This is a genomic window from Pseudomonas sp. B40(2017) (assembly GCF_002112855.1).
Taxonomy (GTDB): Bacteria; Pseudomonadota; Gammaproteobacteria; order Pseudomonadales; family Pseudomonadaceae; genus Aquipseudomonas; species Aquipseudomonas pharyngis.
Genome location: NZ_NEIT01000003.1, coordinates 31,333 through 56,207 on the forward strand (window position 1 = coordinate 31,333; position 24,875 = coordinate 56,207).

Annotated in this window: 25 protein-coding genes and 1 riboswitch; of the genes, 11 read left to right on the forward strand and 14 right to left on the reverse strand. The window is 62.0% G+C overall.

The window, feature by feature from the left end; all coding sequences use genetic code 11:
• Nucleotides 1-5 precede the first annotated feature (5 nt).
• The 6 genes from uca to CAF76_RS07570 all read right to left on the reverse strand — a co-directional run bounded on the left by uca (nucleotide 6) and on the right by CAF76_RS07570 (nucleotide 7,997).
• Nucleotides 6-3,638, reverse strand: coding sequence for an urea carboxylase (gene uca, locus CAF76_RS07545; RefSeq protein ID WP_085648614.1), 3,633 nt, complete (start codon nucleotides 3,636-3,638; stop codon nucleotides 6-8).
• A gap of 280 nt (nucleotides 3,639-3,918) precedes the next feature.
• Nucleotides 3,919-4,560, reverse strand: a complete 642-nt coding sequence (locus CAF76_RS07550) for an urea amidolyase associated protein UAAP2 (RefSeq protein ID WP_085648613.1) — start codon at nucleotides 4,558-4,560, stop codon at nucleotides 3,919-3,921.
• 11 nt (nucleotides 4,561-4,571) lie between these two features.
• Nucleotides 4,572-5,297 (reverse strand): urea amidolyase associated protein UAAP1, encoded by a 726-nt coding sequence (locus CAF76_RS07555; protein ID WP_085648612.1) that lies wholly within the window; start codon nucleotides 5,295-5,297, stop codon nucleotides 4,572-4,574.
• Nucleotides 5,298-5,310: 13 nt separating this feature from the next.
• Nucleotides 5,311-6,099, reverse strand: a complete 789-nt coding sequence (locus CAF76_RS07560) for an ABC transporter ATP-binding protein (RefSeq protein ID WP_064594089.1) — start codon at nucleotides 6,097-6,099, stop codon at nucleotides 5,311-5,313.
• The gene (locus tag CAF76_RS07565; protein WP_085648611.1) at nucleotides 6,096-6,911 is read right to left on the reverse strand and encodes an ABC transporter permease; all 816 of its coding nucleotides are present in this window, start codon (nucleotides 6,909-6,911) and stop codon (nucleotides 6,096-6,098) included. The genes CAF76_RS07560 and CAF76_RS07565 overlap by 4 nt, the downstream gene beginning before the upstream one ends.
• A gap of 18 nt (nucleotides 6,912-6,929) precedes the next feature.
• Entirely contained in the window at nucleotides 6,930-7,997 is a 1,068-nt protein-coding gene (locus CAF76_RS07570) for a putative urea ABC transporter substrate-binding protein (RefSeq protein ID WP_085648610.1), read from the reverse strand.
• 63 nt (nucleotides 7,998-8,060) lie between these two features.
• Nucleotides 8,061-8,161, reverse strand: a riboswitch (guanidine-I (ykkC/yxkD leader).
• Nucleotides 8,162-8,444: 283 nt separating this feature from the next.
• On the opposite strand from CAF76_RS07570, the gene CAF76_RS07575 reads away from it, so the two are divergent.
• Complete coding sequence (locus tag CAF76_RS07575; protein WP_064383076.1) at nucleotides 8,445-8,708, forward strand: hypothetical protein; 264 nt, start codon at nucleotides 8,445-8,447, stop codon at nucleotides 8,706-8,708.
• Between the two features lie 178 nt (nucleotides 8,709-8,886).
• On the forward strand, nucleotides 8,887-9,288 hold the full coding sequence (locus CAF76_RS07580; protein ID WP_064594097.1) for a hypothetical protein: 402 nt from the start codon (nucleotides 8,887-8,889) through the stop codon (nucleotides 9,286-9,288).
• A 51-nt stretch (nucleotides 9,289-9,339) separates the two neighbouring features.
• Here the strand turns inward: CAF76_RS07580 and CAF76_RS07585 are convergent, their stop codons facing one another.
• A complete protein-coding gene (locus CAF76_RS07585) occupies nucleotides 9,340-10,452 on the reverse strand; it encodes an enoyl-CoA hydratase/isomerase family protein (RefSeq protein WP_085648609.1) in 1,113 nt (370 codons plus the stop codon).
• 132 nt (nucleotides 10,453-10,584) lie between these two features.
• Between CAF76_RS07585 and ung the strand changes: the two genes are divergently transcribed.
• Nucleotides 10,585-11,280, forward strand: coding sequence for a uracil-DNA glycosylase (gene ung / locus CAF76_RS07590; protein WP_064384152.1), 696 nt, complete (start codon nucleotides 10,585-10,587; stop codon nucleotides 11,278-11,280).
• Nucleotides 11,281-11,283: 3 nt separating this feature from the next.
• Here the strand turns inward: ung and CAF76_RS07595 are convergent, their stop codons facing one another.
• Genes CAF76_RS07595 through CAF76_RS07610 form a run of 4 tightly spaced genes read right to left on the reverse strand, consistent with a single transcriptional unit; the run spans nucleotide 11,284 to nucleotide 15,316 of the window.
• On the reverse strand, nucleotides 11,284-12,315 hold the full coding sequence (locus tag CAF76_RS07595; protein WP_085648608.1) for an AbrB family transcriptional regulator: 1,032 nt from the start codon (nucleotides 12,313-12,315) through the stop codon (nucleotides 11,284-11,286).
• A complete protein-coding gene (locus tag CAF76_RS07600) occupies nucleotides 12,308-13,822 on the reverse strand; it encodes a tripartite tricarboxylate transporter permease (protein ID WP_039772694.1) in 1,515 nt (504 codons plus the stop codon). Before CAF76_RS07600 ends, CAF76_RS07595 begins: the two co-directional genes overlap by 8 nt.
• Before the next feature lies 1 nt (nucleotide 13,823).
• Nucleotides 13,824-14,282, reverse strand: a complete 459-nt coding sequence (locus CAF76_RS07605; protein WP_039772692.1) for a tripartite tricarboxylate transporter TctB family protein — start codon at nucleotides 14,280-14,282, stop codon at nucleotides 13,824-13,826.
• A gap of 56 nt (nucleotides 14,283-14,338) precedes the next feature.
• The gene (locus tag CAF76_RS07610; protein WP_039772690.1) at nucleotides 14,339-15,316 is read right to left on the reverse strand and encodes a tripartite tricarboxylate transporter substrate binding protein; all 978 of its coding nucleotides are present in this window, start codon (nucleotides 15,314-15,316) and stop codon (nucleotides 14,339-14,341) included.
• Between CAF76_RS07610 and CAF76_RS28640 the strand changes: the two genes are divergently transcribed.
• The 3 genes from CAF76_RS28640 to CAF76_RS07620 all read left to right on the forward strand — a co-directional run bounded on the left by CAF76_RS28640 (nucleotide 15,315) and on the right by CAF76_RS07620 (nucleotide 17,822).
• Nucleotides 15,315-15,641, forward strand: a complete 327-nt coding sequence (locus CAF76_RS28640; RefSeq protein ID WP_158090457.1) for a hypothetical protein — start codon at nucleotides 15,315-15,317, stop codon at nucleotides 15,639-15,641. The two genes, CAF76_RS07610 and CAF76_RS28640, sit on opposite strands and share 2 nt — an antisense overlap.
• Before the next feature lie 125 nt (nucleotides 15,642-15,766).
• Complete coding sequence (locus CAF76_RS07615; RefSeq protein ID WP_007957980.1) at nucleotides 15,767-16,438, forward strand: response regulator; 672 nt, start codon at nucleotides 15,767-15,769, stop codon at nucleotides 16,436-16,438.
• Nucleotides 16,431-17,822, forward strand: coding sequence for a sensor histidine kinase (locus CAF76_RS07620; RefSeq protein WP_064594105.1), 1,392 nt, complete (start codon nucleotides 16,431-16,433; stop codon nucleotides 17,820-17,822). Before CAF76_RS07615 ends, CAF76_RS07620 begins: the two co-directional genes overlap by 8 nt.
• Here CAF76_RS07620 and CAF76_RS07625 read toward each other — a convergent pair.
• Together CAF76_RS07625 and CAF76_RS07630 are read right to left on the reverse strand one after the other, a co-directional pair.
• Complete coding sequence (locus CAF76_RS07625; RefSeq protein WP_085611615.1) at nucleotides 17,816-18,637, reverse strand: HDOD domain-containing protein; 822 nt, start codon at nucleotides 18,635-18,637, stop codon at nucleotides 17,816-17,818. The two genes, CAF76_RS07620 and CAF76_RS07625, sit on opposite strands and share 7 nt — an antisense overlap.
• A 35-nt stretch (nucleotides 18,638-18,672) precedes the next feature.
• Nucleotides 18,673-19,614, reverse strand: a complete 942-nt coding sequence (locus tag CAF76_RS07630; RefSeq protein ID WP_085648607.1) for a folate-binding protein YgfZ — start codon at nucleotides 19,612-19,614, stop codon at nucleotides 18,673-18,675.
• Nucleotides 19,615-19,763: 149 nt separating this feature from the next.
• Between CAF76_RS07630 and CAF76_RS07635 the strand changes: the two genes are divergently transcribed.
• Together CAF76_RS07635 and CAF76_RS07640 are read left to right on the forward strand one after the other, a co-directional pair.
• Nucleotides 19,764-20,018 carry a succinate dehydrogenase assembly factor 2 gene (locus CAF76_RS07635; protein ID WP_007957989.1) on the forward strand — a complete coding sequence of 85 codons (255 nt, stop codon included), beginning with the start codon at nucleotides 19,764-19,766 and terminating at the stop codon, nucleotides 20,016-20,018.
• Nucleotides 20,002-20,454, forward strand: a complete 453-nt coding sequence (locus CAF76_RS07640; RefSeq protein WP_064594109.1) for a protein YgfX — start codon at nucleotides 20,002-20,004, stop codon at nucleotides 20,452-20,454. The genes CAF76_RS07635 and CAF76_RS07640 overlap by 17 nt, the downstream gene beginning before the upstream one ends.
• Here CAF76_RS07640 and nadB read toward each other — a convergent pair.
• Nucleotides 20,423-22,039: an L-aspartate oxidase gene (nadB, locus tag CAF76_RS07645; RefSeq protein ID WP_085648606.1), complete on the reverse strand. Its 1,617-nt coding sequence runs from the start codon at nucleotides 22,037-22,039 to the stop codon at nucleotides 20,423-20,425. The two genes, CAF76_RS07640 and nadB, sit on opposite strands and share 32 nt — an antisense overlap.
• A gap of 559 nt (nucleotides 22,040-22,598) precedes the next feature.
• Here nadB and rpoE point away from each other — a divergent pair.
• The 3 genes from rpoE to CAF76_RS07660 are packed head-to-tail and all read left to right on the forward strand — an operon-like array spanning nucleotide 22,599 to nucleotide 24,770.
• The gene (rpoE, locus tag CAF76_RS07650; protein WP_003172477.1) at nucleotides 22,599-23,180 is read left to right on the forward strand and encodes an RNA polymerase sigma factor RpoE; all 582 of its coding nucleotides are present in this window, start codon (nucleotides 22,599-22,601) and stop codon (nucleotides 23,178-23,180) included.
• A gap of 31 nt (nucleotides 23,181-23,211) precedes the next feature.
• Complete coding sequence (locus CAF76_RS07655) at nucleotides 23,212-23,799, forward strand: sigma-E factor negative regulatory protein (protein WP_039772679.1); 588 nt, start codon at nucleotides 23,212-23,214, stop codon at nucleotides 23,797-23,799.
• A gap of 8 nt (nucleotides 23,800-23,807) precedes the next feature.
• Nucleotides 23,808-24,770: a MucB/RseB C-terminal domain-containing protein gene (locus CAF76_RS07660; RefSeq protein WP_085648605.1), complete on the forward strand. Its 963-nt coding sequence runs from the start codon at nucleotides 23,808-23,810 to the stop codon at nucleotides 24,768-24,770.
• Nucleotides 24,771-24,875: the final 105 nt, after the last annotated feature.

The window sequence follows — 24,875 nt, forward strand, 5'->3', positions numbered from 1 at the left end:
TGGTTTCAGTCGAGTTCCAGCACCACGACCCGTTGTCCGGCACGCACCGCCGATCCCGGCTGCACGCGAATGTCCTGTACCACCCCGGCCATGGGCGCGAGGACGGGGATTTCCATCTTCATCGACTCCAGAATCACCAGCACATCGCCGGCCGCCACGCGGCTGCCGACCTCGACCTGCACCTGCCAGAGGTTGCCGGCGATGTGGCTGTCGATGCTTTGTTGGCCGCTGGTCAGCGGTGTGTCTTCGCTGCTGTCCGGCACGGCTTCTTCGCTGTCGAAGTGCGCCTGGCCGCTGGCGATCCAGCGTTCGCGCTCAGCCTGGAACGCGCCCTGTTGCTGCGTCCGGAAGGCGTCGATGGTCTCGGCTTCGCGTTGCAGAAAGGCCTGGTAGTCGGCGAGGTTGAGCTGGCTATGTTCGATGTCGAGATCGAAGCGCCCGAGGGGAAAATCCCGGCGGATGCGCAGCAGTTCTTCGGCGCTGACCGGGTAGAAACGGATCTGATCGAAAAACCGCAGCAGCCACGGTTTGCCGTCGAACGCCGCGACCTCGCGATAGCGGTTCCACATCTGCAAGGTGCGCCCGACAAACTGGTAACCGCCGGGGCCTTCCATGCCGTACACGCACATGTAGGCGCCGCCGATGCCCACCGAGTTCTCGGCGGTCCAGGTGCGCGCCGGGTTGTACTTGGTGGTCACCAGCCGATGGCGCGGGTCGAGCGGGGTGGCGACCGGCGCACCGAGATACACATCACCGAGGCCCATCACCAGATAGCTCGCGTCGAACACCGTGCGTTGCACCTCGTCGAGGTTCGGCAGGTCGTTGATGCGGCGGATGAACTCCAGGTTGCTCGGGCACCACGGCGCGTCCTTGCGTACGGTGGTCATGTATTTCTCGATCGCCAACTGGCAGGCCGGATCGTCCCACGACAGCGGCAGATGAACGATGCGCGACGGCACTTGCAAGTCCTGGGCGGCGCACACCGCATCCCATTCACCGGCGACGATGCCGAGCAGATCGGCCAGCGGCAATTGTTCGGGCTGGTAGTGGATCTGCAGCGAACGAATGCCCGGTGTCAGGTCGATCACGCCGTGCAGGTTTTTGCCTTCCAGCGCCTGCATCAGGGCATGGGCGCGAAAGCGCAGGACCAGATCCAGTTCCGGCGCGCCGATTTCCAGCAGCAGATGGGTATCGCCGGACACACGCCCGACCAGCCGCTTGTCGTCCTGACCCAACTCCAGAACCACAGGCGAAACCAGACCCTGTGGGAGCTGGCCTGCCAGCGATGAAGTTGACGCGGTGTCTGCTCGGGCCCCATCGCTGGCAAGCCGGCTCCCACAGGTATCCCAATTGAGGGCGAGGTTGCGGGCAGTCTTGAGATCGACCGGTTCAAACTGCACCTTGTCCCCGGCCTTCAGTTGCCCGAGCTGCCAGAGATCCGCCTCGATCACCGTCACCGGGCACACGAAACCGCCAAGGCTCGGGCCGTCCGGACCGAGGATCACTGGCATGTCGCCGGTGAAGTCCACGGCGCCGATGGCGTAGGGATTGTCGTGGATGTTCGACGGATGCAGCCCGGCCTCGCCGCCGTCGGCGCGCACCCATTCCGGTTTCGGCCCGATCAGGCGCACGCCGGTGCGGCTGGAGTTGAAATGCACTTCCCAGTGCGTGGCGAAGAACGTATCGATGTAGTGTTCGGTGAAATATTCCGGCGCGCCGTGGGGGCCGTAGATCACCCGGATCCGGCGCACGGCGGGCAATTCGCTGACGTGATGCGGGGCCAGGGTCTGCCCGACGCTGCGGTCGCTCAGTGGGGCCAGGTGCAACACGTCCCCGGCGCGCAGAGCGCGCCCGCCATGCCCGCCGAACTGACCAAGGGTGAAGGTGCTTTTGCTGCCCAGATAATCCGGCACCTGCAGGCCGCCACGCAGGCACAGGTAGCTGCGGGCGCCAGCGTCGAGCAAACCGCCGAGATGTAACTGGCTGCCTGCTTCGATCAACAGCACGGTGTTCATCGGCACCGCTTCGCCGTCGAGTGTCAGCGTCAACGGCGCCCCCGTCACCGCCACCACCGCGTCGCAATAGAAGCGCAGCAGCGGTCCGTTCATGGTGATTTCCAGTGCCGCCGCGCCTTCGTCATTGCCCAGCAAGCGATTGCCCAGACGCAACGCGCGACTGTCCATCGGCCCCGAGGGTGGCACGCCCACCGCCCAGTAGCCGAGGCGACCGGGGTAGTCCTGGACGCTGGTCTGGGTGCCGGCGCTCAGCACTTCGAAGGTGTTGGCTCGATACACCAGGCCTTCCAGGCAACGGGTCCACGGCTCGCCGCTGGCAAACGGCGCATCGAGCAGAATCTGCCGCAGGTAGTCGCGATTGGTTTCCACGCCGTACAGCAGGCTGTCGCCCAGGGCCTGATGCAGATCGGCACGCGCCTGTTCGCGGGTCGGCGCCCAGCAGATGACTTTGGCGATCATCGGATCGAAGTAGGGCGGGATCTCGCAACCGGCCTCGACCCAGGTGTCGATGCGCAGTTGAATGCCGTTGGCCGCAGGAAACTCTACAGCGGTCAACAGCCCCGGACTCGGCTGGAAATCTCGCCCCGGATCCTCCGCATACAGCCGTGCCTGAATCGCGTGGCCTTGCGGTTTCAGGCTTTCAAACAACTCGCTCAGCGGCGGCAGATCTCCCGCCGCCAACTCGACCATCCAGCGCACCAGATCAACGCCCCACACCTGTTCGGTGACGCCGTGTTCGACCTGCAGCCGGGTGTTCACTTCCAGAAAATAGAAGCGCTGCGCATCGCTGTCGAAAACGAATTCGACGGTGCCGGCGCTGCGGTAATTCACTGCTTTGGCCAGTTTGATCGCCGCCGCGCACAGCTCATCCGCCATGCCGTCGGGCAGGTTCGGTGCCGGGGTTTCCTCGAGGACTTTCTGGTTGCGCCGCTGCACCGAGCAGTCGCGCACGCCAAGGGCGATCACTTCGCCATGGCCGTCGCCGAACACCTGAACCTCCAGATGCCGCGCACGCTGGATGTACTTCTCGATGAACACCCCGGCGTCGCTGAAGTTGTTCTGCCCGAGGCGCTTCACCGCTTCGAACGACTCGCTCAGTTCGCTGGCGTTACGGCACACGCGCATGCCGATGCCACCGCCACCGGCGGTGCTTTTGAGCATCACCGGATAACCGACGTGCGCGCCGGCAATCAGCGCGGCGTCGAGGCTGTCGAGCAGTTCGGTGCCTTCGAGCATCGGCACGCCGTGCTGTTTGGCCAAGGCGCGGGCGGTGTGCTTGAGGCCAAACACCCGCAGCTGTTCCGGAGTCGGGCCAATGAAGGCAACGCCGTGGTTTGCGCAGGCTTCGGCGAATGCGGCGTTTTCCGAGAGGAAGCCGTAGCCGGGATGGATCGCTGTGGCGCCAGTGGCTTTGGCGATGGCGAGGATCTTTTCGACGGCCAGATAAGTGCCGGCCGCTGCGCCTTCACCGAGGCTGTGGGCTTCGTCCGCTTGCAGGATGTGCAGGCTGGCGGCATCGGCTTCGGAGTACACCGCGACGCCTTCGACGTGCAGTTCACGCAAGGTGCGCAGAATGCGGCAGGCAATCGCGCCACGGTTGGCAATCAGGACTTTTTCGAACATGGCAAAACCCCTGAAGGGGATGCGGGCCGTCCCGCAGTTTTTCGATGAGCGCCGGGGTCGTCCCCGACGGCAAAATCACAATTTCGAAAGTCACCATTGACCTTGTGGGAGCGGGCTTGCCCGCGATGGCGGTGTGTCAGTCATCATCAATGTTGGCTGTGCCGACGCCATCGCTGGCAAGCCAGCTCCCACAGGGTTCAGGGGTGTTTTGGGGATTTCAGACACTGGCCGGAACGGGCCTGGCACAGGGCGAAAAGCCAACGGCGCAGACGGGCGAATGTCAGTTCCATACCAGCAGCTCCGCAGGCGTCGGGTTATAGGCGTTGCACGGGTTGTTCAGTTGCGGACAGTTGGAGATCAGCACGATCACGTCCATCTCGGCGCGCAGGTCGACGTATTTGCCGGGGGCGGAAATGCCGTCCTCGAAGGTCAGGCCGCCGTCGGCGGTCACGGGCACGTTCATGAAGAAATTGATGTTCGGCCCGATGTCACCTTTGCTCAGGCGCCCGTCGTGGGCGCAGGCACGCAGGTAGTTATCGCGGCAGCTGTGCATGTAGCGTTTTTCCAGGGCGTAGCGCACGGTGTTGCTCTCCTGCGCGCAGGCGCCGCCGAGGGTGTCGTGGCGGCCGCAGGTGTCGGCGATGATGGTCAGCATCGGTTTGCCAAGGTTGGAATACAAAACGCTGCCGGTGCTCAGGTACACGCTGTTCTGCCGGCGCAAAGTGCGTTGCACATCGTAGCGCTCGCGGGGATTGGCGAGGCTGTAGAACAGCGTATCGACCGCCTGGTTGCCCTCAAGGTCGAGGATGCGCAGGGTCTGGCCGGCCTTGACCTCCATCAGCCAGGGTTCGCCGGCCGGGATGGTGGCGCGGTACACCGCAGCGTCGGGTTGTTTTTGCGAAGTGGCGATAGCAACTGACATGGCGATGATCCTCAGGCGAACAAACGGTCGGTGTTGATAAAGCCGCGCTCGTTCTCCGGGCGCGAGGTACGGCAGTGCTCGGCGACGCTAGCGTCGGCGTTCATCCAGCTCAGCTTCAGCGGTTTTGGCGCGTAGTCGGGCGACGGATCCATCGGGTGTTGCAGGGCAGTGAGGACAACGAGGGTGTCCATCGGTGCATACAGCTCGATGTAATCGCCGGCCTTCGAATGGCCTTCGACGAAATGGAAGCGCCCGGCTTCATCGACGTTGACCCGGCTGAACAGGTTGAGGGTCATCAGCAGGTCGGACAGGCCCAGGCCCCACTTGCCCAGTTCTACCAGCAGGTTGTCGGTGCCGTTGCGAAAGAAGCCGTTGCGCAGTTCCTGATAGCGGCCCTGGCCGTATTTTTCCGCGACCTCTTCAGCGCACAGCACACCGCCGAGGCTGTCGCTCCAGCCGCAGGTGTCGGCGGTGATTGCCGCCAGCACCCGGCCCATGTCCGAGTACAGGCAATGGCCTGCGGTCAGCTTGGCGGTGTGTTGGCACTTGAGGCTGTCGGGCAGGTTCAGGCGTTCGGTTTTTTCGTTGGCGTTGAGCAAGGTCAGGCTGACGTTGGCACCGCCGCGCAGGTCGGTCAGGCGCAGCAACTGGCCGCGTTTAAGGACGAAGGAACGGTGGCCGCCGCCGGGCAGGGTTTCTTCGGCGAAGGGTGGAAACAGTTGGGTCGAATCAGTCATGGGAGCAGTCCTCTCAGGCAATACGAAGCGTGCCGGCCAACGCGGCGGGCAGGGCGTCGACGGCGGCGCGTTGGGCGCGACGGTCGCTGTTCAAAGGGATGTCGTAGGTGATGCGGGCGCCATAGGCGCCGGGGGCGTGCGGGTCGAGGCGGACCTTGTCAAACACCAGCAGGCGGGTGCCGAGGCTGAAGCCTTCGGACAGGTCGTGGGTGACCATGAACACGGTCAGTTGCGTTTCGCGCCACAGCTCCAGCAGCAGCGCGTGCATGTCCTTGCGAATGCCCGGATCGAGCGCGCCGAACGGTTCGTCGAGCAGCAAAACCCGCGGTTTCATGATCAGCGCCTGGGCGATCGCCAGCCGCTGTTGCATGCCGCCGGAGAGCTGCGCGGGGTACTTGTCCAGCGCATGGCCGAGGCCGACTTTGTGCAGCAGCGCCGAGGCCTGTTCGCGGGCGTCTTTTTTCGCGCTTCCGAACAAGCGCCCGAGCAGCGGAGCGCGCGGCAATTCCAGGCCGATCGCAACGTTGTCCAGCACGCTCAGATGCGGGAATACCGAGTAACGCTGGAACACCACGCCACGGCTGGCATCCGGCTCTCGGGCCAGCGGCTGGCCGTCGAGCAGAATCTCGCCGCGACTGGCAGTTTCCTGCCCCAGCAGCAGGCGCAGGAAGGTTGACTTTCCGCAGCCCGAAGCACCGACCAGCGTGCAGAACTCGCCCTCGTTGACGTTGAGGTTCAAGCCTTCGAGCACCACTTGGTCGGCGTATTGCTGCCAGACGTTTTTCACCGTGATGAAGCTCATTTGGCGGCCCCCTCATACCAGGGGAATGCCCGACGGGTCAGGTATTTGAGGCCCCAATCCATCAGCCAGGCGAGCAGGGTGATCCAGACCACGTACGGCAGGATCACGTCCATCGCCAGGTAACGGCGCACGAGGAAAATCCGGTAGCCCAGACCGTCGGTGGAGGCGATGGCTTCGGCGGCGATCAGGAACAGCCACGCCGAACCGAGCATCAGCCGCAGCGAGATCAGCAGACGCGGCAACAGTTGCGGCAGCACCACACGCAGCATCAATGTCCAGGTCGAGGCGCCGAGGGTCTGCGCCTTGATCAGCAGTTCGACGGGGATGTCCCGGGCCCGCTGTTCCAGATCTCGGGCCAGAGCCGGGGTGATACCGATCACGATCAGCATCACTTTCGACAGTTCGCCGAGGCCGAAGACGATGAACAGGATCGGCAGGATGGCCAGCGGCGGCACCATCGACAGCACCGTCAGCATCGGCGACAACGGTGCGCCGAACAGCGGCAGAGTGCCGGCGGCCATGCCCAGGCATGACCCGGCCAGTGCGGCGATGCCGAGGCCGATGGCCAGGCGTCGCAGGCTCGACGCGGTGTCCTGCCAGAGCAGGTATTCACCGGTGCGGCTGTCGGCGTTGAAGGCCAGGCGTTTCACCGCGTCGGTCATCTGCACCGCGCTGGGCAGCAGTTTGTCGTTGGGATTGTCCGCCAGGCGCTCGGCCGAGCCCATGAAATAGGCGAACAGCACCAGGGCGAACGGCAGGATCACCAGCAACAGGCGACTCGGGCGATCCGGGTGGCGATTGATCAGGCGCATGGCCAAATCCTCCGTGGCTTACAGCTTGGCGTCAGCGGCCATCTGCACGTAGGTCGGATCGAAACGCAGCTTGAGGTTGCCGGTGTCGCCGCTGGTCACGCCGTTGGCGAACGCCATGCCGACCGCGCTGGTGTCTTTCGCGCCTTCACCGAGCAAACCGTGCTGGAACGAGAACTCGGCGACCCTGCGCATGGTTTCCGGCAGTTGCTTGCTGGTGGCGAACGCCAGGGCTTCTTTCGGTGTGGCGAAGAGTTTGGTGGTGTCCAGTTGCGCCTGGAATCCGGCCAGGTCGGTGCCCGAGGCTTTGGCCATGTGCTCCAGCGCGGCTTTGCTCGCCGCGTTTTTCGCGTTCATCAACTCGACCACTTCGAACCACGCGCCGGTCAGTGCCTTGCCCAGGGCCGGGTTGTCTTTAAGGGTGGCGCTGTTGACCACCATCATGTCCATGATTTCGCCGGGGATCTGGCTGGAGTTGAAGACTTCGGTCACGCCCGGTTTGGCCTTGATGTCCGAAAGCATCGGGTTCCAGGTGGTGACGGCGTTGACCTGTTCGGTGTTGAAGGCGGCGGAGATGTCGGCGTCGGAGGTGTTGACCACTTTCAGATCTTTTTCGGTCAGGTCGACCGAGTCCAGCGCGCGGGCCAGCAGGTAATGCGAGACCGACAGTTCGACAAGGTTGACGTCCATGCCCTTGAGGTCGGCGACTTTCTTGCCTTCGCCCTTGAGGACGATGCCGTCATTGCCGTTGGAAAAGTCGCTGACGATCAGCGCGGTGCTGTCGACGCCGCCAGCGGCCGGAATGGTGAGGGCATCCATGTTGGTCATGGTGCAGCCGTCGAACTGGCCGGCGGTGTACTGGTTGATCGACTCGACGTAATCGTTGAGTTGCACGACATCAATCTTGATCCCGTACTTCTTCGCCCATTTGTCGACGATGCCCTGGCTGCCGGCGTATTCCCATGGCATCCAGCCGGCGTAGATCGTCCAGCAGACACTGAAATGGTCTTTCTGCGCGGCGGGGGATTGAGTGCTGATGAGCGCGGCGAACGCGGCGGCGAGCAGGGCGGGCAAACGTGGTCGGGACATGGTGGCTTCTCCAGTTGATCGAGGGCGGACAGGAAGGCAACGCGGCACCGCGAACGGTGGCTTGTCTCCCGGGCTTTTGTCCCGCCGTGTAACCTCAACTGGAGGTCGCCAACTCTCGGACCAGCCACTCGCAGATGCGAGCCGGAACCCTAGTCAGCCATTGCAAATTGTGGTGCCGCGAACCTGTGATGACTCCTGCACGGGTTTGCTAAAGCGAGAGGCGTGCCAAGTCGGGTCGGGCCCTCTGTTACGGGCTTTCGTGACGTTACGGCGGATGGCGAACGCCTGTGGGCGCTTTGTGTTGGTGCGCAGTTGCACCGTCATGCAGCGTCCGCTGCCGCTGATCCGATGCCCCTGAGGGTTGGGCACTCGGTAGCGGTCAGCCAGTCAAATCTGATGTCAGCCGGTCTGTGCCGACTGCTGTCACAGGTCTTTCAGGAGGCCGCCATGCGTATTTCAAAATTGCTGCGTCGGGTGCTGCTGGGAGCAGTGCTCGGTCTAGGGCTGTCCGGCTGTTACTACTACGCCGGCGGCTACGATGTTTACTCCACGCCCTATTACTATCCCGGCTATTACTCGCCCTATTACTACGGTGGTTATTACGGCCCGCGTTACTACGGTGGCGCCCGCTATTACTACGGCGGCCATGGCTATCGCGGCGGTTACGGACGGGGTTATCACGGCGGCGGATACCACGGTGGGCACCACTAATCAGCGGCTGAATGACGGCGTTTCTGCATGAACAAGGTTTCATCAATCACTTGTTTCAAGTTGTTGCAGAAACGCACCGGATGCCGAAATCGCTGTCAGATATTTCGTCAGTCGCCGAATGAAAGACTGACGCCTGCCAGCGTCGCTGGTGTGGCTACCCGCGGTCCAGGAGGCCGCCATGTATCGCCGAATTCTTCTGTTTACCGTGATGCTCTTTTCCCTTGGCGGATGCGTCCCTTATTCCTACGGAGATGGCTACTACAGCTCAGAGGTCTACACATCGCAGGCACCTTCGTATTACAGCGGTGGCACTTATTACACCGGCGGCAGCACGTATTATTCGGCGCCGCGCTACTACCAGCCAGCGCCACGCTATTACCAACCGGCTCCACGCTATTACTCGGCGCCTCGTTACTACCAACCGGCCCCGCGCTACTACGAGAACCGTCGCTGGCACGGTCATGATCGCGGACGCTGGGACGACCACCGTCGCGGTGGCTGGGATGACCGCCGGGGTCGTGGCAACTACGACCGTCACAGTGGACGTGGCGACTACAACCGACACGGCAACCGCTGGTAACCCCCCGCAAAAAAGCGGCGCAATGAGCGCCGCTTTTTTTGTGCCCGGATTTCAGTAACTGGAGAGATCCGCCAACGGATGCCGCCCCTCCCACACCTTGTGAAAGTGCGCCTCGACCACCGCGTCCGGCACCCGGGCGATGTCCGGCCAGTGCCAGTGCGGTTTTTGATCCTTGTCGATCAGCCGCGCCCGGACCCCTTCACTGAATTCCGGATGCCGGCAGCAATTGAGGCTCAGGGTGTATTCCATCTGAAAGACTTCGGCCAGCGACATGTGGCGGGCGCGGATGATCTGTTCCCAGACCAGATGCGCGGTAAGCGGCGAACCTTCGCTCATGGTTTTCGCGGCACGGGCAATCAACGGGTCGCTGCTGTCGCGATGCAGGCTGATGGCTTTCCAGGCGCAGATCACGTCGCTGACATCCAGCCATTCATCGATCTGCTGGCGACGCGGCAGCCATTGCGCCTCAGGCATCTGCGCCACGGCTTCCTGCTGCAACGCCTTGAGCAGGCTGTTGAGCTGCATCGCGGTCTGTTCCTGCCAATTCAGCTGCAACAAACCGTCGATCAGTTCCTGCTGCTGTTCGTCGAGCAGGAAACGGTCGGCCAGATCCAGATCGATCGCATCGCGACCGTTCATGTGCGCGCCGGTCAAGCCAAGGAACAAACCGAGCTTGCCCGGCAGCCGCGAGAGGAACCAACTGGCGCCGACATCCGGGTACAGGCCGATGCTGATTTCCGGCATCGCCAGACGACTGCTCGGCGTGACGATCCGGATGCTCGCGCCTTGCAAGAGGCCCATGCCACCGCCCAGCACATATCCGTGTCCCCAGCAGATCAACGGTTTCGGATAGGTGTGCAGGCTGTAGTCCAGGTGGTATTCAGCGTTGAAAAACTGGGCGGCCAGCGGCGGCACCTCGCCGGGATGGGCGCGACAGGCTTCCACCAGGCTGCGCACTTCGCCGCCGGCGCAGAAGGCCTTGGCGCCGTTGCCGCGCAGCAGCACGCAGACGATTTGTGGATCCTTGGCCCAGGCGTTCAGTTTGTCGCTCAAGGCGTGGATCATCGGCAGGGACAGCGCATTGAGCGACTTTTCGGCATCCAGCGTGGCCACGCCGATGCGCGCGCCGTCGGTGCCGGTGAGTTCTTCGAAGTGCAGATTCATCGTGACCTCGATCGGGAATTTGAACGATCAGTATGATCGCTGTGTGGGAAAGTGCCGGATCTGCGTCAGATCAATTGACAAGCGTGGTCGGCTTTCCTAGGGTTCGCCCCATTGTTTTTGCCGGGTATGACCATGACTGCTGACGACCGTATCAAACTCGAACCGAGCTGGAAGGAGGCACTGCGTGCCGAATTCGACCAGCCCTACATGGCAGAGTTGCGCACTTTTCTGCAGCAGGAGCGGGCGGCCGGCAAGGAAATCTATCCGCCGGGCCCGATGATCTTCAACGCGTTGAACTCGACGCCGCTGGACAAGGTGAAAGTGGTCATTCTCGGCCAGGATCCGTACCACGGCCCGGGCCAGGCCCACGGCTTGTGCTTCTCGGTGCAACCGGGCGTGCCGGCGCCGCCATCGTTGGTCAACATCTATAAAGAGTTGAAGCGCGACCTGAACATCGACATCCCCAATCACGGCTATCTGCAGAGCTGGGCCGATCAGGGCGTGTTGATGCTCAACACCACCATGACCGTCGAGCGCGCCAACGCCAATGCGCACAAGGACAAGGGCTGGCAGTTCTTCACGGATCGGATCATTGAAGTGGTCAGCCAGAAACAGCCGCATCTGGTGTTCATGCTCTGGGGCGCCCATGCGCAGAGCAAGCAGAAGCTGATCGATGCCACCAAACATTTGGTGCTGACCTCGGTGCACCCGTCGCCGCTGTCGGCCTATCGCGGCTTCCTCGGTTGCGGGCATTTCAGCCGCACCAATAAATTCCTGGAGCAGAATGGCGAAGCGCCGATCGAGTGGCGCTTGCCGTCGGTGGTCTGATGCTCAGGGCTGGCGGTTCCAGTATTTGAACAACGGTTCCGCCAGAAACAACACGAACAGCAGCCGCATCACCTGCATTGCCGTCACCAGCGGCACCGACAGTTGCAGGGTCTCTGCCGTCAGGCTCATCTCTGCGATCCCGCCGGGCATCATGCCCAACGTCAGCGAGCGCAGGTCCAGATGGGTCAGCGCACTCAATCCCAACGCCGCCAGTGTCGCGATCAACATGGTCAGCGCCGTGCCGATCAATGTGCGCCCCATGAACGACGGGGCGCGGCGGAAGAACTGGCGGTTGAAGTGACAACCCAGCCCACTGCCGATCAACCACTGGCCGATCTGGCTGCCGCCATTGGGCAGGCCGATGTGCAGGTCCCAGCCGATGCTCACCGCCGCGCTGACCAACAGCGGACCGAACAGCCAAGGGTTGGGTTGACGCAGACGTTGCCAGAGCCAGGCGAGCAGGCCGCCCGCCGGAAAAAGAATCGCCAGCCAGCGCCAATCGACGCTGCCGGCGTGTGAAATCGGGGTGCCGTCACCCAGCAGATACTTGAACGCCGCCGGAACACACAACACCACCACCAACACCCGCAGACTCTGCCCGGCCGCGACATGGCTGAGCAGCGCGCCGTTGCGGGCGCCGAGATTGACCATCTCCCCGGAGCCGCCGGGCATGCTGGAGAAAAATGCCGTGGCGCGATCCTCGCCGGTGCGGCGCATCAGCCACACGCCGACCACCGCCGAGAGGCTGGTGACCAGCGCGCCGAAGAAGATCAGGCCGAAGTGGCCGAGCACCTGCTCCATCACCAGCGGGGTGAAGTGCAGGCCGATGCCGATTCCGACGATCCACTGGCCGCACTTGCGGCCGCCAGGGATTTCGGTCAATTGCCACGGGGTCAGGCAGCGCACCAGGATGATCGCCAGCAACGAGCCGACCATCCACGGCAGCGGCCAGCCGATCTGGCTGGCGATGTAACCGCCAAGCAGACCGACCAGCGGGGTTCCCCACCAGGTTTTGAGGGAGAGCCGATCAGACATCGGCAACGGCGCGTTGCGCGGCCGAGCGTTTGCGCCAGATGCGCAGCAGCGGCATCAGCAACATGATGGCAGTCAACACCCAGACGCCGAAGGTGATCGGACTCGACCAGAGGATTTCCAGCGCACCGTTGGAAATCGACAGCGCCCGGCGCAGGTTCTGCTCCATCAGCCCGCCGAGGATGAACCCCAGCAGCACTGGCGACAGCGGGAAATCCAGTTTGCGCAGGATGTAGCCGAAGATGCCGATGCCGACCATCAGGAACAGGTCGAATGTGGTCGCGTGTACGGCGTACACACCGATCCCGGTGATGATCGCGATCACCGGCACCAGAGCCCAGTTCGGCACGGCGAGGATACGGGTGAAGATGCGGATCATCGGGATGTTCAGGATCACCAGCATGATGTTGGCGATGAACAGCGAAGCGATCAGGCCCCAGACGATGTCCGGCTGTTGCTGGAACAGCAGCGGGCCGGGAGTGATGTTGTACAGCGACAGGGCGCCGATCATCACCGCCGTGGTACCCGAACCCGGAACGCCGAGGGTCAGCATCGGCACCAGCGCGCCGCAAGCGGAGGCACCGATGGCGGTTTCCGGTGCGGCGAGGCCGCGGGCGTCGCCCTGACCAAACTTGCCGCTGGCGCCGGCGATGCGCTTCTCGGTCATGTAGGCCACGGCGCTGGCCAGGGTCGCGCCGGCACCCGGCAACACGCCCATGATGAAACCGAGCAGGCCGCAACGGATGTTCACCACGAACACCGACGCTGCTTCCTTGAAGTTGAACATCATCCGCCCGGTGGCTTTCACCGCTTCCTGGCCGCGATGGGTTTTTTCCAGCAGCAGGAGGATTTCGCTGACCGAGAACAGGCCCAGTACCAGCACCACGAACTGAATGCCGTCAGTCAGGTGAATGTTGTCGCCGGTGAAACGGTAAACGCCGCTGTTGGCGTCGATGCCGACGCTGGACAGGAACAGGCCGATCAACGCCGCAATGAAAGTCTTCAGCGGTCGGTCACCGGCCATGCCGCCGAGACAGACAATCGCGAACACCATCAACACGAAGTATTCCGCCGGACCGAAGGCAATCGCCCATTTCGCCAGCAGCGGGGCGAACAGCACCATGCCGCAGGTGGCGATGAAGGCGCCGATGAACGAGCTCCACGCCGACAACGACAGTGCCACGCCGGCCAGGCCTTTGCGGGCCATCGGGTAACCGTCGAGGGTAGTCATTACGGTGGAGGCTTCGCCCGGAATGTTCAGCAGGATCGAGCTGATCCGGCCGCCGTATTCGCAGCCCAGATAGACCGCCGCCAGCAGGATCAGGGCAGATTCCGGCGGCAGTCCGAGGGCGAACGCGATCGGGATCAGCAACGCCACACCATTGATCGGGCCAAGGCCCGGCAACAACCCGACCACGGTGCCGATCAACGTGCCGGTCAGGGCCGTGACCAGGTTGTACGGACTCAGCGCGACGCCGAAGCCCTGACCCAAATAACCGAGAGTATCCATATCAGTTCTCCAGAACGTCGAGCAGGCCGAGGGGCAGCGGTACGTCCATCACGCGGTCGAACAACACGTACAAACCAATCGCCATCAGCGTCGTGACAATGACGCTGGGCACCCAGCGCCCGCCATACAGGCGCGCCATCGGGATGCCGATCAGAATGCTGCTGAGGATGAAGCCCAGCGGTTCGAACAAACCGGCGAACACCAGCAGCAAGGCGACGCAGATCGCGATCTTGGTCAGGGTTTCGCGATCCAGCGGCGGTTCGTCCTCGCTGTGTTTGATCGGCGCCGGGCGGAACACCATGTACAGCAGCGCCAGGCCCATCAGGCCGAGCATCAGCAATGGAAACGCCCGAGGGCCCACCGGTTCGTAGGAAAAAGCCGCCTGATACGGCCACGCCATCAGTGCCAGGCCGGCACAGGCCAGCAACAGCACCGAGGCAAAAATGCGTTGAATAAGCATGAGGGAACTCCTGCCATGGCCCCGGTGAGAGGGCCATGGACGCTAGACAGAGACGATCACTGAATCAGGCCGAACTCTTTGGCCAGCACCTTGTAGTCCGCCACCTGTTTCTTGACGTAGGTGTCCAGCTCGGGACCGGTCATGGCGAACGGGAACAGCTCACGCTGATCGCGCAGTTTGGCGAAGTCGTCGGAGGCCAGCAGTTTGTCGAAGGAGTCTTTCCACCAGGCGTAGTCTTCATCGCTGACTTTTGGCCCGAGGTAGAAACCGCGCACCACTGGCCAGACGATGTCGTAGCCTTGCTCGCGCGCGGTCGGGATGTCCTTCATTTCCGGCTCGTCCAGGCGTTTTTCGGCAAACACGGCCAGCAGGCGCATGTCGCCGCTCTGGATATGCGGCATGGAGTCGGAAATGTCGGTACTGCCGACCTGGATATGACCGCCGAGCAGGGCGGTGGCGATCTCGCCGCCCCCTTCGAGGGCGACGTAGCGCAGGTCGCGCGGGTTGATCCCGGCGGCTTTGGCGATCAGCGCAGTCTGCATCCAGTCCTGGCTGCCGACGGTACCGCCGGAGCCAATGACCACGGAACTCGGATCTTTCTTCAGCGCCTGCACGAGATCATCGAGGGTTTTGTAGGGCGAATCGCTTTTCACCGCGATGGCGCCGTAGCTGGTGCCGACGGCGGCCAGCCAGCGCACGTTGGTTTCATCGAACCGACCGAACTTGCCCTGGGCCAGGTTCAACAGCGATCCGCTGGACCACGCCACCAGCGTGCCGGCATCGGCCGGACGCTGCGCCACAACGGCGTTGTACGCCACCGCACCGACGCCACCGGGCATGTAGGTCACGCGCATCGGTTTGGTCAGCAGTTTTTCATTGACCAGCGCGCTTTGCGCCAGTTTGCAGGTCAGGTCGAAACCGCCACCGGGGGAGGCCGGGGCAATGCATTCGGGGCGTTTCGGTTCGGCCATCAGTTGGCCGGCGAACAGCACGCAACCGGCAGCGAGGGCGAAACGGCGCAGGGATCGGTTCATGAGTGTCTCCACGGGAGTTGTTGTTTTTGGGGATGTTTCAGGTGCGGCGGTTTCGCGCGCGCAGGCTGACAGGCTCAGACCCGGACGGGTTGAACGCCGCGCAGCCGACGATGGCGCTGACAAGCGAAAACGGGGAAATTCGAAAGGAAGAATGAAACGGGTCAACCTGAAGCTGTGTGGACAGCATGGTGCAGTACCTCGTTATTGTTCTTATTGGCGAAAACGCATCGAGGCGTTTTTCGAGAGCTACGGTTTGAAACTACGGTGTATGAACAGGCAAAACGGCGAAGGTCGGCAGTCGGGACCTTCGGTGAAACGACTCTAACGGCCCAACCTTTCGCTAACCTTTCAGTATTCTTTCGCGTGTTTTCGGGCTTCACAGTGGCGGTTGCGGCTGTAAACTCCGCCGCAAAGAATGGCGTCGGCCATCCCTGAATGAGGTAGAGATCCATGCGTGTCCTGCTCGTCGAAGACCATTTGCCGCTGGCCGAAAGCGTCGCCCAGGCGCTCAAGAGCACCGGTCTGACCGTGGACGTCTTGCACGACGGCGTGGCTGCCGACCTGGCCCTGGGCAGCGAGGAGTACGCGGTGGCGATCCTCGATGTCGGTCTGCCGCGCATGGACGGTTTTGAGGTGCTGGCGCGCCTGCGGGCCCGGGGCAAGAATCTGCCGGTGCTGATGCTGACGGCCCGCAGTGACGTCAAGGACCGGGTCCATGGGCTCAATCTCGGCGCCGATGACTACCTGGCCAAGCCGTTCGAACTCACCGAGCTCGAAGCACGGGTCAAGGCGTTGCTGCGCCGCAGTGTGCTTGGCGGCGAACGCCAGCAGCGCTGCGGTGTGCTGGCCTATGACCTCGACACCCGACGCTTCACCCTCGGCGATGAATTGCTGACGCTGACTTCTCGCGAACAAGCGGTGCTCGAAGCGCTGATCGCCCGTCCGGGTCGAGTGATGAGCAAGGAGCAACTGGCTGCGCAGGTGTTCGGTCTCGACGAAGAGGCCAGCCCCGATGCCATCGAAATCTACGTGCACCGCCTGCGCAAGAAGCTCGACGGCCATTCGGTGGCCATCGTGACGTTCCGCGGTCTGGGCTATTTGCTGGAAAGCCGCGATGCATAAGCCCAGCAGCCTGCGCTGGCGGTTGCTGTGGAACCTCGCGCTGCTGTTGGTGGTGTTGATGCTCGCCAGCGGATTGAGTGCGTACTGGAACGGTCGCGAAGCTGCCGACACCGCCTACGACCGCACGCTGCTGGCCTCGGCGCGGACCATCGCCGCCGGTCTGTCGCAGCGCGATGGCAGTCTCAGTGCCGACGTGCCATACGTTGCGCTCGATACCTTCGCTTACGACAGTGCGGGTCGCATCTATTACCAGGTCAACGACATCAACCAGAAGTTGATTTCCGGTTATGAAAACCTGCCGGGCCCGCCGCCGGGCACGCCGAGAACCGACAGTTATCCCGCCCTGGCGCGGTTTTACGACGCGAAATATCAGGGCCAGAACGTGCGTGTGGTCAGCCTGCTCAAAGCGGTCAGCGAGCCGAACATGAACGGTATGGCGGAAATCCGCGTTGCTGAAACCGACGAAGCACGCGTCAGCATGGCCCGCAGTCTGGCCGCCGATACGTTGTTGCGGCTGGGCATGTTGGCGATTGGCGCGTTGTTGCTGGTGTGGTTTGCGGTGAGCGCTGCGTTGCGGCCGATCGAACGTCTGCGCACGGCAGTGGAAGAGCGCCAGCCTGACGACTTGCGTCCGTTGCCGCTGGTGGAAGTCCAGCATGAGTTGTCGCCGCTGGTGCGTGCGCTCAACCATTTCACCGAACGCCTGCGTGGCCAGTTCGAGCGGCAGGCGCAATTCATCGCCGATGCAGCCCATGAGCTGCGCACGCCACTGGCGGCGCTCAAGGCGCGACTTGAACTGGGCCTGCGCTCGAACGAGCCGCAGACCTGGCGCGAAACGCTGGAATCCTCGGCACAAAGCACGGATCGCCTGACCCATCTGGCCAACCAATTGCTGTCGCTGGCTCGAGTGGAAAACGGCGCCCGGGCGATTGCCGAGGGCGGTGCGCAGTTGCTCGATCTGAGTCAGTTGGCGCGAGAACTGGGCATGGCCATGGCTCCACTGGCCCATGCGCGGGGTGTCGCGCTGGCGCTGGAAGCGGACGAGCCGGTATGGCTGCGTGGCGAGCCGACATTGCTCAACGAGTTGCTGAGCAATCTGGTGGACAACGCGCTGGCCCACACGCCGCCGGGCGGCAACGTGATTCTGCGGGTCAGGGCGCCGGCGGTGCTGGAGGTTGAAGACGATGGGCCGGGCATTCCGCTCGAAGAGCGGGATCGGGTTTTCGAGCGTTTTTACCGGCGCAACCAGCAGGTGGCCGGTTCCGGGCTGGGGTTGGCGATTGTCGGGGAAATCTGCCGCGCGCATCTGGCGCAGATCAGTCTGCACGATGGTGAGCAGGCGGGTTTGAAGGTACGGGTGAGTTTTGTCGCCGGTGATCAGTAGAACATCGACCGCGATTCTTCCAGATCGGCGCACAGCGCCTTGTTTTCCGGATCGATACCAAGCTTGCGGAACGCCGGCACGCTGAACGGATCGATGCGGGCCAGCGGGTGGTCGGTGTCCTTGTGGCAATACAGGCTGGCCACTTGCACGATGTCGACGTAATCGATGTGCTGCGATTCGCGCTTGAGGTCCTGATACAGCCCCGGCAGCTCCACCAGACGCTCCGGAAACTCCCAGACCCGCAGCAATTTGTCGCCGAGCAACGGGTGAATGTGATCGATCACATGGTTGAGGCTGACCGGATCGGACAGCAATTCGTAGTGGTCTTCGGCATACGTCAGGATCGGCAGCACGCCGATCTGATGAACCAGTCCACCGAGCGCAGCCTGATCGGGCTTGAGCTGGGTGTAACGGCGGCACAGGGCGTAGCTGACGCCGGCGATCTCCAGGCTCTTGCGCCAGACTTCGCGCATCTTCTGTTCGACCACGTCGGAGCGGGCGTGGAAGATCTGCTCCATCACCAGACCGATCGCCAGGTTGCTGCTGTAGTTGACGCCGAGCCGGGTGATGGCGGTGTGCAGGTCGGTCACTTCCTGGGTGGCGCGCAGCAGCGGGCTGTTGACCACTTTGATCAGACGCGCCGACAGCGCCGTGTCACGGCCGATCACTTTGCTCAGGTCGCTGACGCTGATGTCCGGATCTTCCGCGGCCTTGCGAATCTGCAGGGCCACTTCCGGTAACGTTGGCAGAACCAGGTCATCGTTATCGATGGCCTCAACCAAATCCTGTTGGACCTTATCCGCCAGCTCACTCATGTCGTTTCTCTAGGGTGTTGCAACAAATGCTGCGATCAACGCTGGATTTCGCGGTCGCGATCCAGTTCGTATGGCAGGTCGAGCAAGTGCAGCGCCGGACCTTCGGCCGAGCCCAGATGCAAGTCGCCCGCTTCGGCAGCTTCGGCCTGCAACACCGCCAGCAGTTCAATATTCTTTTCGGTACGGGCGGCCAGCACCACTTCGCCGATGGAACTGCCGTGGCTCGGGGCGAACAGCGCGGTGCCGGGCTCCGGCAACTCAGCGGCGTCCAGTTGCACGCGATACAGGCGACGCTTGAGTTTGCCCAGGTATTGCATGCGCGCGACGATTTCCTGGCCGGTGTAGCAGCCTTTCTTGAAGCTCACGCCGCCGACGGCCTGCAGATTGAGCATCTGCGGGATGAACAGCTCGCGGGTGCTCGGCATGACCTGACCGATCCCGGCGCGAATCTGGCCCAGCAGCCATTGATTGAGTTCGCCTTCGCTCAATTGCGCGGACAGTTTGCCTTTGACGGTGTCGGCCTGATCGGCGGGTACCCAGAGTTCGGCACGATTCGGGGAGACGCGAATCGCGATCAGCCCTTCGTTGCGGGCCACGCTGTCGGTTTCTGCCGGCAGTTCCAGGCCCAGACTGCTCAGGACCGCATCGCCATGATCGAGGCCGAAGCGCACCCAGGAGGCGCTTTCGTCGGTCAGTTTCGATTTGGAGAACACCGCGTACTTTTTCAGGTCCGCCAGTTGCGGCTCCAGCAGTTCACCCGCCATCGCCAGCAGCACGCCGTCGCCTTCAAGCACGATGCGGAAGCTCGACTGCATCCGGCCTTTCTGCGTGCAGCGGGCGCCGAGGCTGGCTTGGGTATCGCTCAGGTAATTGATGTTGCAGGTCAACTGGCCTTGCAGGAATTTGCCGGCATCCGCGCCGCGAACCGCGAGAACGCCTTCATGAGACAGGGTGCAGAAAAAAGCAGAATCGGCCATGGGTCATCGCAGGGTAAATAGACTGGGGCACATCATAAGGGGGTGGTGTTGAAATGGGTAGTTCATAAAGGATCTATGGTGCCCGACCAAAGCCGACTGTTCGGGCCGCTTCGGGCCTGTATACTTGCGGCCTATTTGAGGAGGGCTCCATGGTCGAACAAGTTGAACTGAATCGCCTCTTTTGGCACAGCCGTCGCGGCATGCTGGAACTCGACGTGTTGCTGGTGCCGTTCGTGAAAGAGGTCTACGCCAATCTGAACGAGGTGGATCGCGCGCTGTATGTCCGCCTGCTCGAGTGCGAGGATCAGGACATGTTCGGTTGGTTCATGGAGCGCAGCGAATCGGAAGATCCCGAGCTGCAACGCATGGTTCGCATGATTCTGGACCGTGTCCAGCCCAAGTAACACGTTCGAATGCCGCTGGCATGCCTCACGGCAGTTGCTGGCGGCGTATCTGTTGGCCCAGGCATTCGCGCTGGGTTCTCTGTTTCTATTGTCGATTCCGTTCTGGACCGTTTTGCTCGGGGCGTTCGCGTGTCTCGGCCATGCGGCCTGGGTGTTGCCACGGCAGATTCTGCTGAGTCATCCCAAGGCATTTTGCCGATTGCGCCGGGACGCCGATGGCTGGCAATTGTGGAACCGGGCCGATGGCTGGCAAGCGGTGCAATTGCGCCCGGACAGCCTGGCGCTGCCGCTGATCGTGGTGCTGCGCTTTCGATTGCGTGGTGAGCGGCGAGTCAGATCGATCTGCGTGCCGCGGGATGCGCAGGCGGCGGATCTGCACCGGCGCCTGCGGGTTCGCCTGAAGTTCAGCCGGCGTAGGTGGGCGGCACCAGAATAGTGTCGAGCGCTTCGGGCAGCAGGTTCGGGTAGTCGAGGGTGTAATGCAGGCCTCGGCTTTCCTTGCGTTCCATGGCTGAACGGATCATCAGTTCCGCCACTTGCGCCAGGTTGCGCAGCTCGATCAGATCGCGACTGACTTTATAGTTGCTGTAGAACTCGTCGATTTCGTCCAGCAGCAGACGCACCCGATGCTGTGCCCGTTGCAGGCGCTTGTTGGTGCGCACGATGCCCACGTAGTCCCACATGAAACGCCGCAATTCGTCCCAGTTGTGGGCGATGATCACGTCTTCGTCGGAGTCGGTCACCTGGCTGGCGTCCCAGGCCGGCAGGGCGTGTGGAATCGCCACATCGGGAAGTTGCTCGAGAATGTCCGCCGCTGCCGAGCGGGCGTAGACGAAGCATTCGAGCAGCGAGTTGCTGGCCATGCGGTTGGCACCGTGCAGGCCGGTGAAGCTGGTTTCGCCGATGGCGTACAGGCCGGGCACATCGGTGCGGCCCTGTTGATCGACCATCACGCCGCCGCAGGTGTAATGCGCGGCCGGGACGACCGGGATCGGTTGTTTGGTGATGTCGATGCCGAATCCGAGGCAGCGCTCGTAGACGGTCGGGAAGTGCGATTTGATGAAGGCTTCGGGTTTGTGGCTGATGTCGAGGTAGACGCAATCGACACCCAGACGCTTCATCTCATGGTCAATGGCGCGGGCGACGATGTCCCGTGGCGCCAGTTCTGCACGTGAGTCGAAGCGCTGCATGAAGCGTTCGCCGTTCGGCAACTTCAAATGAGCCCCTTCGCCGCGCAGGGCCTCGGTTATCAGGAAACTCTTGGCTTGCGGATGATAGAGGCAGGTGGGGTGGAACTGGTTGAACTCCAGGTTCGCCACCCGGCAGCCCGAACGCCACGCCATGGCGATGCCATCACCGCAGGCGCCGTCGGGGTTGCTTGTATATAGATAGACTTTGGCAGCGCCGCCGGACGCCAGGATCACGAAGCGTGCGCCGAAGGTATCGACTTCGCCGGTTTTGCGGTTGAGCACGTAGGCGCCCAGGCAACGTTCGCCCTCCAGCCCCAGCCGGCGCTCGGTAATCAGATCGACCGCTACCCGCTGTTCGAGCAACTCGATGTTCGGGCGTTCTTTGGCCTGGGCCAGCAGGGTCGTGAAAATCGCGGCGCCGGTGGCGTCGGCGGCGTGGATGATGCGGCGATGGCTGTGGCCGCCTTCGCGGGTCAGGTGAAATTCGAAACCGCCGTCTTCAGTGCCGGACTGATCGTCGCGAGTGAAGGGTACGCCTTGATCGATCAACCACTGGATTGCTTCCTTGCTGTGCTCGACGGTGAAACGCACCGCGTCTTCGTGGCACAGGCCGCCGCCGGCATTCAAGGTGTCATCGACATGGGATTCGACGGTGTCGGTGTCGTCCAGCACGGCCGCGACGCCACCCTGGGCCCAATAGGTCGAGCCGTTGGCGAGGTCGCCTTTGCTCAGTACGGCGATGCGCAAGTGACCGGGCAGGGTCAGCGCGAGACTCAAACCGGCAGCGCCGCTGCCAATCACCAGGACATCGTGTTGAAACTGTTGGCTCATTTCAGGATTCCGCTCAAAGCGACCCGGGTCGGGGTTGGCGCAGGACAGGCGAATGGGCGAGTCGAGACAGCCACACAGCCCACTAGTATATAGAGGGGTTGGGCGGCACAATAGCCGGGCCGATATGGCATTGTGAAACTACCGTGACGGAAATATACGGACGCTTTGTCGGGAAGTTTTCTTCACCGGTTTTGGGGAAAAGCGACTGTATCGCAGATGAAACATGCTTTTTCAGCTCACGGTTGCACAATGTCGGCGCGGCACGTCTATAAATATTTGGAACTTTTGCCAAAGGCCCAAGATCAATAGACAGTTGCCCGAAACAAGGGACAGTGTCGGCTTCAATGCGGAACCTGCGGTTGGGTTCTTGCCGGCGAGCCGATGACAAGATTATTCGCGCAGCCGGTTCATCCCGCGCTGCGTTTTTCGTGCGTGCCAAATCAGAGCCCGCAGGAAACTTGCTTGGAGGGGGAGAACTTTTGCGAAAAGCCCGAGTCTATGTTTGCAAGTCCGGTCGTTTGGTCATGCAAGCCTCCTTCGAGTTTATCGAGGAGTGTTCATGCTAACCCAGGAAGAGGATCAGCAGCTGGTCGAACGCGTTCAGCGTGGCGACAAGCGAGCTTTCGATCTGCTGGTGCTGAAGTATCAGCACAAAATTCTCGGGTTGATCGTGCGTTTTGTGCACGACACCCATGAAGCCCAGGACGTCGCACAAGAAGCCTTTATCAAGGCGTATCGAGCGCTTGGAAATTTCCGCGGCGACAGTGCGTTTTATACGTGGCTGTACCGCATCGCCATTAACACGGCGAAGAACTATCTGGTTTCACGCGGCCGCCGGCCGCCGGATAGTGATGTAAGTTCCGAAGATGCAGAGTTCTATGACGGCGATCACGGCCTGAAAGATCTCGAGTCTCCTGAACGGGCATTACTGCGGGATGAGATCGAAGGCACCGTCCATCGAACCATTCAGCAACTGCCGGAGGATTTGCGCACAGCGTTAACTTTGCGCGAATTCGATGGTCTGAGTTACGAGGACATCGCGAGCGTCATGCAATGTCCGGTTGGTACCGTGCGCTCCCGGATTTTCCGCGCCCGGGAGGCCATCGATAAAGCCCTGCAGCCGTTGTTGCAGGAAAACTAAAGACAGCGGCGACAGCCAAGAGAGGAACGCCATGAGTCGTGAAGCCCTGCAGGAATCGCTGTCCGCAGTGATGGATAACGAAGCGGACGAACTGGAACTGCGTCGAGTGCTCAATGCACTGGATGATGTTGAAACCCGTGAAACCTGGGCTCGTTACCAGATCGCTCGGGCAGCCATGCACAAGGATCTGTTGCTTCCGCGTCTGGATCTCGCTGCGGCGGTTTCTGCTGCACTGGAAGATGAAGCCACCCCGGCCAAAGTGTCTCGTGGCCCATGGCGCAGCCTCGGTCGTCTGGCCGTAGCCGCTTCGGTGACTGTTGCCGTTCTGGCGGGTGTTCGCCTGTACAACCAGGACGAAATCGCCGGCGTCGAACTCGCTCAGCAATCCAATCAGCCAGTGTTGGCCACACCTCAGGTCAAAGGCCCGGCGGTATTGGCAGGCTATAGTGAGAGTTCGGAAGCTACTGGCCCAATGGCCAATGGTGTATTGCAAGGTCAGCCAGGCTGGCACGATCAGCGTCTGCCAGGTTACCTGCGTCAACACGCTCAACAGGCTGCCTTGAAAGGCACCGAGAGCGCGCTGCCTTATGCACGTGCAGCAAGCCTGGAAAACCGTTAAGGGGGATCATGCGCGCCATACCTCTACTTTCGCTTCTGCTCAGCGGCTGGTTCATTGTTCCAGCCCACGCCGACGAGGCTCAGGACTGGTTGACCCGCCTGGGCCAGGCCGAGCAGCAGCAAAGCTTTCACGGCACATTCGTTTACGAGCGTAACGGTAGTTTTTCTACCCACAACATCTGGCATCGCGTCCAGAATGGCCAGGTCCGCGAGCGTTTGCTTCAGCTCGATGGTTCGGCTCAGGAAGTCGTGCGCATTGATGGACATACTCAATGCGTCAGCGGCACCCTGATTGCGGGTCTGGGAGATTCTCCCAATTCCGCCGCTCGGCCTCTCGATCCTCAAAAGCTGAAGAACTGGTATGAGCTTGCCGTCATTGGCAAGTCGCGTGTGGCCGGGCGTGAAGCAGTGATCGTATCGCTGACGCCGCGTGATCAGCACCGATACGGTTTCGAACTGCATCTGGACAAGGAAACGGGTCTGCCGCTCAAGTCGCTGTTGTTGAACGACAAGGGGCAGTTACTCGAGAGATTCCAGTTTACGCGACTGGATACCTCTGAAATTCCATCCGACAAAGATCTGCAAGCCAATTCCGATTGCAAGACAGTCACCCTCGACAGCGACAAGGCTTCTGCAATCAAGACCGCTCAGGTATGGCGTTCCGACTGGTTGCCTCCTGGCTTCGAACTTACCAGCAGCTCCTCGCACAAAGATCCGGAAACCAAGACCCAGGTCAACAGCCTGATGTATGACGATGGTCTTGCCCGCTTCTCCGTGTTTCTCGAGCCGCTGAACGGCGCAACCGTCACCGATACCCGGACTCAGTTGGGCCCGACCGTTGCCGTATCCCGCCGTTTGACTACGCCTCAAGGCGAAATGATGGTCACGGTAGTTGGCGAGATTCCAATCGGGACCGCCGAACGGATTGCCCTGTCGATGCGCAATGATGGCGCTGCAACCAGCAAGCAGTGAGCTGATTCCAGCTATCTCCCCTTCGTCTTCGAGACGTGAAATGTTTGCTGAGCATTTTCATTTGCAAAACAACCGAAAATTTTTTATAGGTCAGAGCCTCTCGGC

What these genes read in the sequence shown, in the direction of transcription:
- uca (WP_085648614.1), bottom strand. Translation starts at nt 3,638, where the DNA reads ATGTTCGAAAAAGTCCTGATTGCCAACCGTGGCGCGATTGCCTGCCGC.
- CAF76_RS07550 (WP_085648613.1), bottom strand. Translation starts at nt 4,560, where the DNA reads ATGTCAGTTGCTATCGCCACTTCGCAAAAACAACCCGACGCTGCGGTG.
- CAF76_RS07555 (WP_085648612.1), bottom strand. Translation starts at nt 5,297, where the DNA reads ATGACTGATTCGACCCAACTGTTTCCACCCTTCGCCGAAGAAACCCTG.
- CAF76_RS07560 (WP_064594089.1), bottom strand. Translation starts at nt 6,099, where the DNA reads ATGAGCTTCATCACGGTGAAAAACGTCTGGCAGCAATACGCCGACCAA.
- CAF76_RS07565 (WP_085648611.1), bottom strand. Translation starts at nt 6,911, where the DNA reads ATGCGCCTGATCAATCGCCACCCGGATCGCCCGAGTCGCCTGTTGCTG.
- CAF76_RS07570 (WP_085648610.1), bottom strand. Translation starts at nt 7,997, where the DNA reads ATGTCCCGACCACGTTTGCCCGCCCTGCTCGCCGCCGCGTTCGCCGCG.
- CAF76_RS07575 (WP_064383076.1), top strand. Translation starts at nt 8,445, where the DNA reads ATGCGTATTTCAAAATTGCTGCGTCGGGTGCTGCTGGGAGCAGTGCTC.
- CAF76_RS07580 (WP_064594097.1), top strand. Translation starts at nt 8,887, where the DNA reads ATGTATCGCCGAATTCTTCTGTTTACCGTGATGCTCTTTTCCCTTGGC.
- CAF76_RS07585 (WP_085648609.1), bottom strand. Translation starts at nt 10,452, where the DNA reads ATGAATCTGCACTTCGAAGAACTCACCGGCACCGACGGCGCGCGCATC.
- ung (WP_064384152.1), top strand. Translation starts at nt 10,585, where the DNA reads ATGACTGCTGACGACCGTATCAAACTCGAACCGAGCTGGAAGGAGGCA.
- CAF76_RS07595 (WP_085648608.1), bottom strand. Translation starts at nt 12,315, where the DNA reads ATGTCTGATCGGCTCTCCCTCAAAACCTGGTGGGGAACCCCGCTGGTC.
- CAF76_RS07600 (WP_039772694.1), bottom strand. Translation starts at nt 13,822, where the DNA reads ATGGATACTCTCGGTTATTTGGGTCAGGGCTTCGGCGTCGCGCTGAGT.
- CAF76_RS07605 (WP_039772692.1), bottom strand. Translation starts at nt 14,282, where the DNA reads ATGCTTATTCAACGCATTTTTGCCTCGGTGCTGTTGCTGGCCTGTGCC.
- CAF76_RS28640 (WP_158090457.1), top strand. Translation starts at nt 15,315, where the DNA reads ATGAGTGTCTCCACGGGAGTTGTTGTTTTTGGGGATGTTTCAGGTGCG.
- CAF76_RS07610 (WP_039772690.1), bottom strand. Translation starts at nt 15,316, where the DNA reads ATGAACCGATCCCTGCGCCGTTTCGCCCTCGCTGCCGGTTGCGTGCTG.
- CAF76_RS07615 (WP_007957980.1), top strand. Translation starts at nt 15,767, where the DNA reads ATGCGTGTCCTGCTCGTCGAAGACCATTTGCCGCTGGCCGAAAGCGTC.
- CAF76_RS07620 (WP_064594105.1), top strand. Translation starts at nt 16,431, where the DNA reads ATGCATAAGCCCAGCAGCCTGCGCTGGCGGTTGCTGTGGAACCTCGCG.
- CAF76_RS07625 (WP_085611615.1), bottom strand. Translation starts at nt 18,637, where the DNA reads ATGAGTGAGCTGGCGGATAAGGTCCAACAGGATTTGGTTGAGGCCATC.
- CAF76_RS07630 (WP_085648607.1), bottom strand. Translation starts at nt 19,614, where the DNA reads ATGGCCGATTCTGCTTTTTTCTGCACCCTGTCTCATGAAGGCGTTCTC.
- CAF76_RS07635 (WP_007957989.1), top strand. Translation starts at nt 19,764, where the DNA reads ATGGTCGAACAAGTTGAACTGAATCGCCTCTTTTGGCACAGCCGTCGC.
- nadB (WP_085648606.1), bottom strand. Translation starts at nt 22,039, where the DNA reads ATGAGCCAACAGTTTCAACACGATGTCCTGGTGATTGGCAGCGGCGCT.
- rpoE (WP_003172477.1), top strand. Translation starts at nt 22,599, where the DNA reads ATGCTAACCCAGGAAGAGGATCAGCAGCTGGTCGAACGCGTTCAGCGT.
- CAF76_RS07655 (WP_039772679.1), top strand. Translation starts at nt 23,212, where the DNA reads ATGAGTCGTGAAGCCCTGCAGGAATCGCTGTCCGCAGTGATGGATAAC.
- CAF76_RS07660 (WP_085648605.1), top strand. Translation starts at nt 23,808, where the DNA reads ATGCGCGCCATACCTCTACTTTCGCTTCTGCTCAGCGGCTGGTTCATT.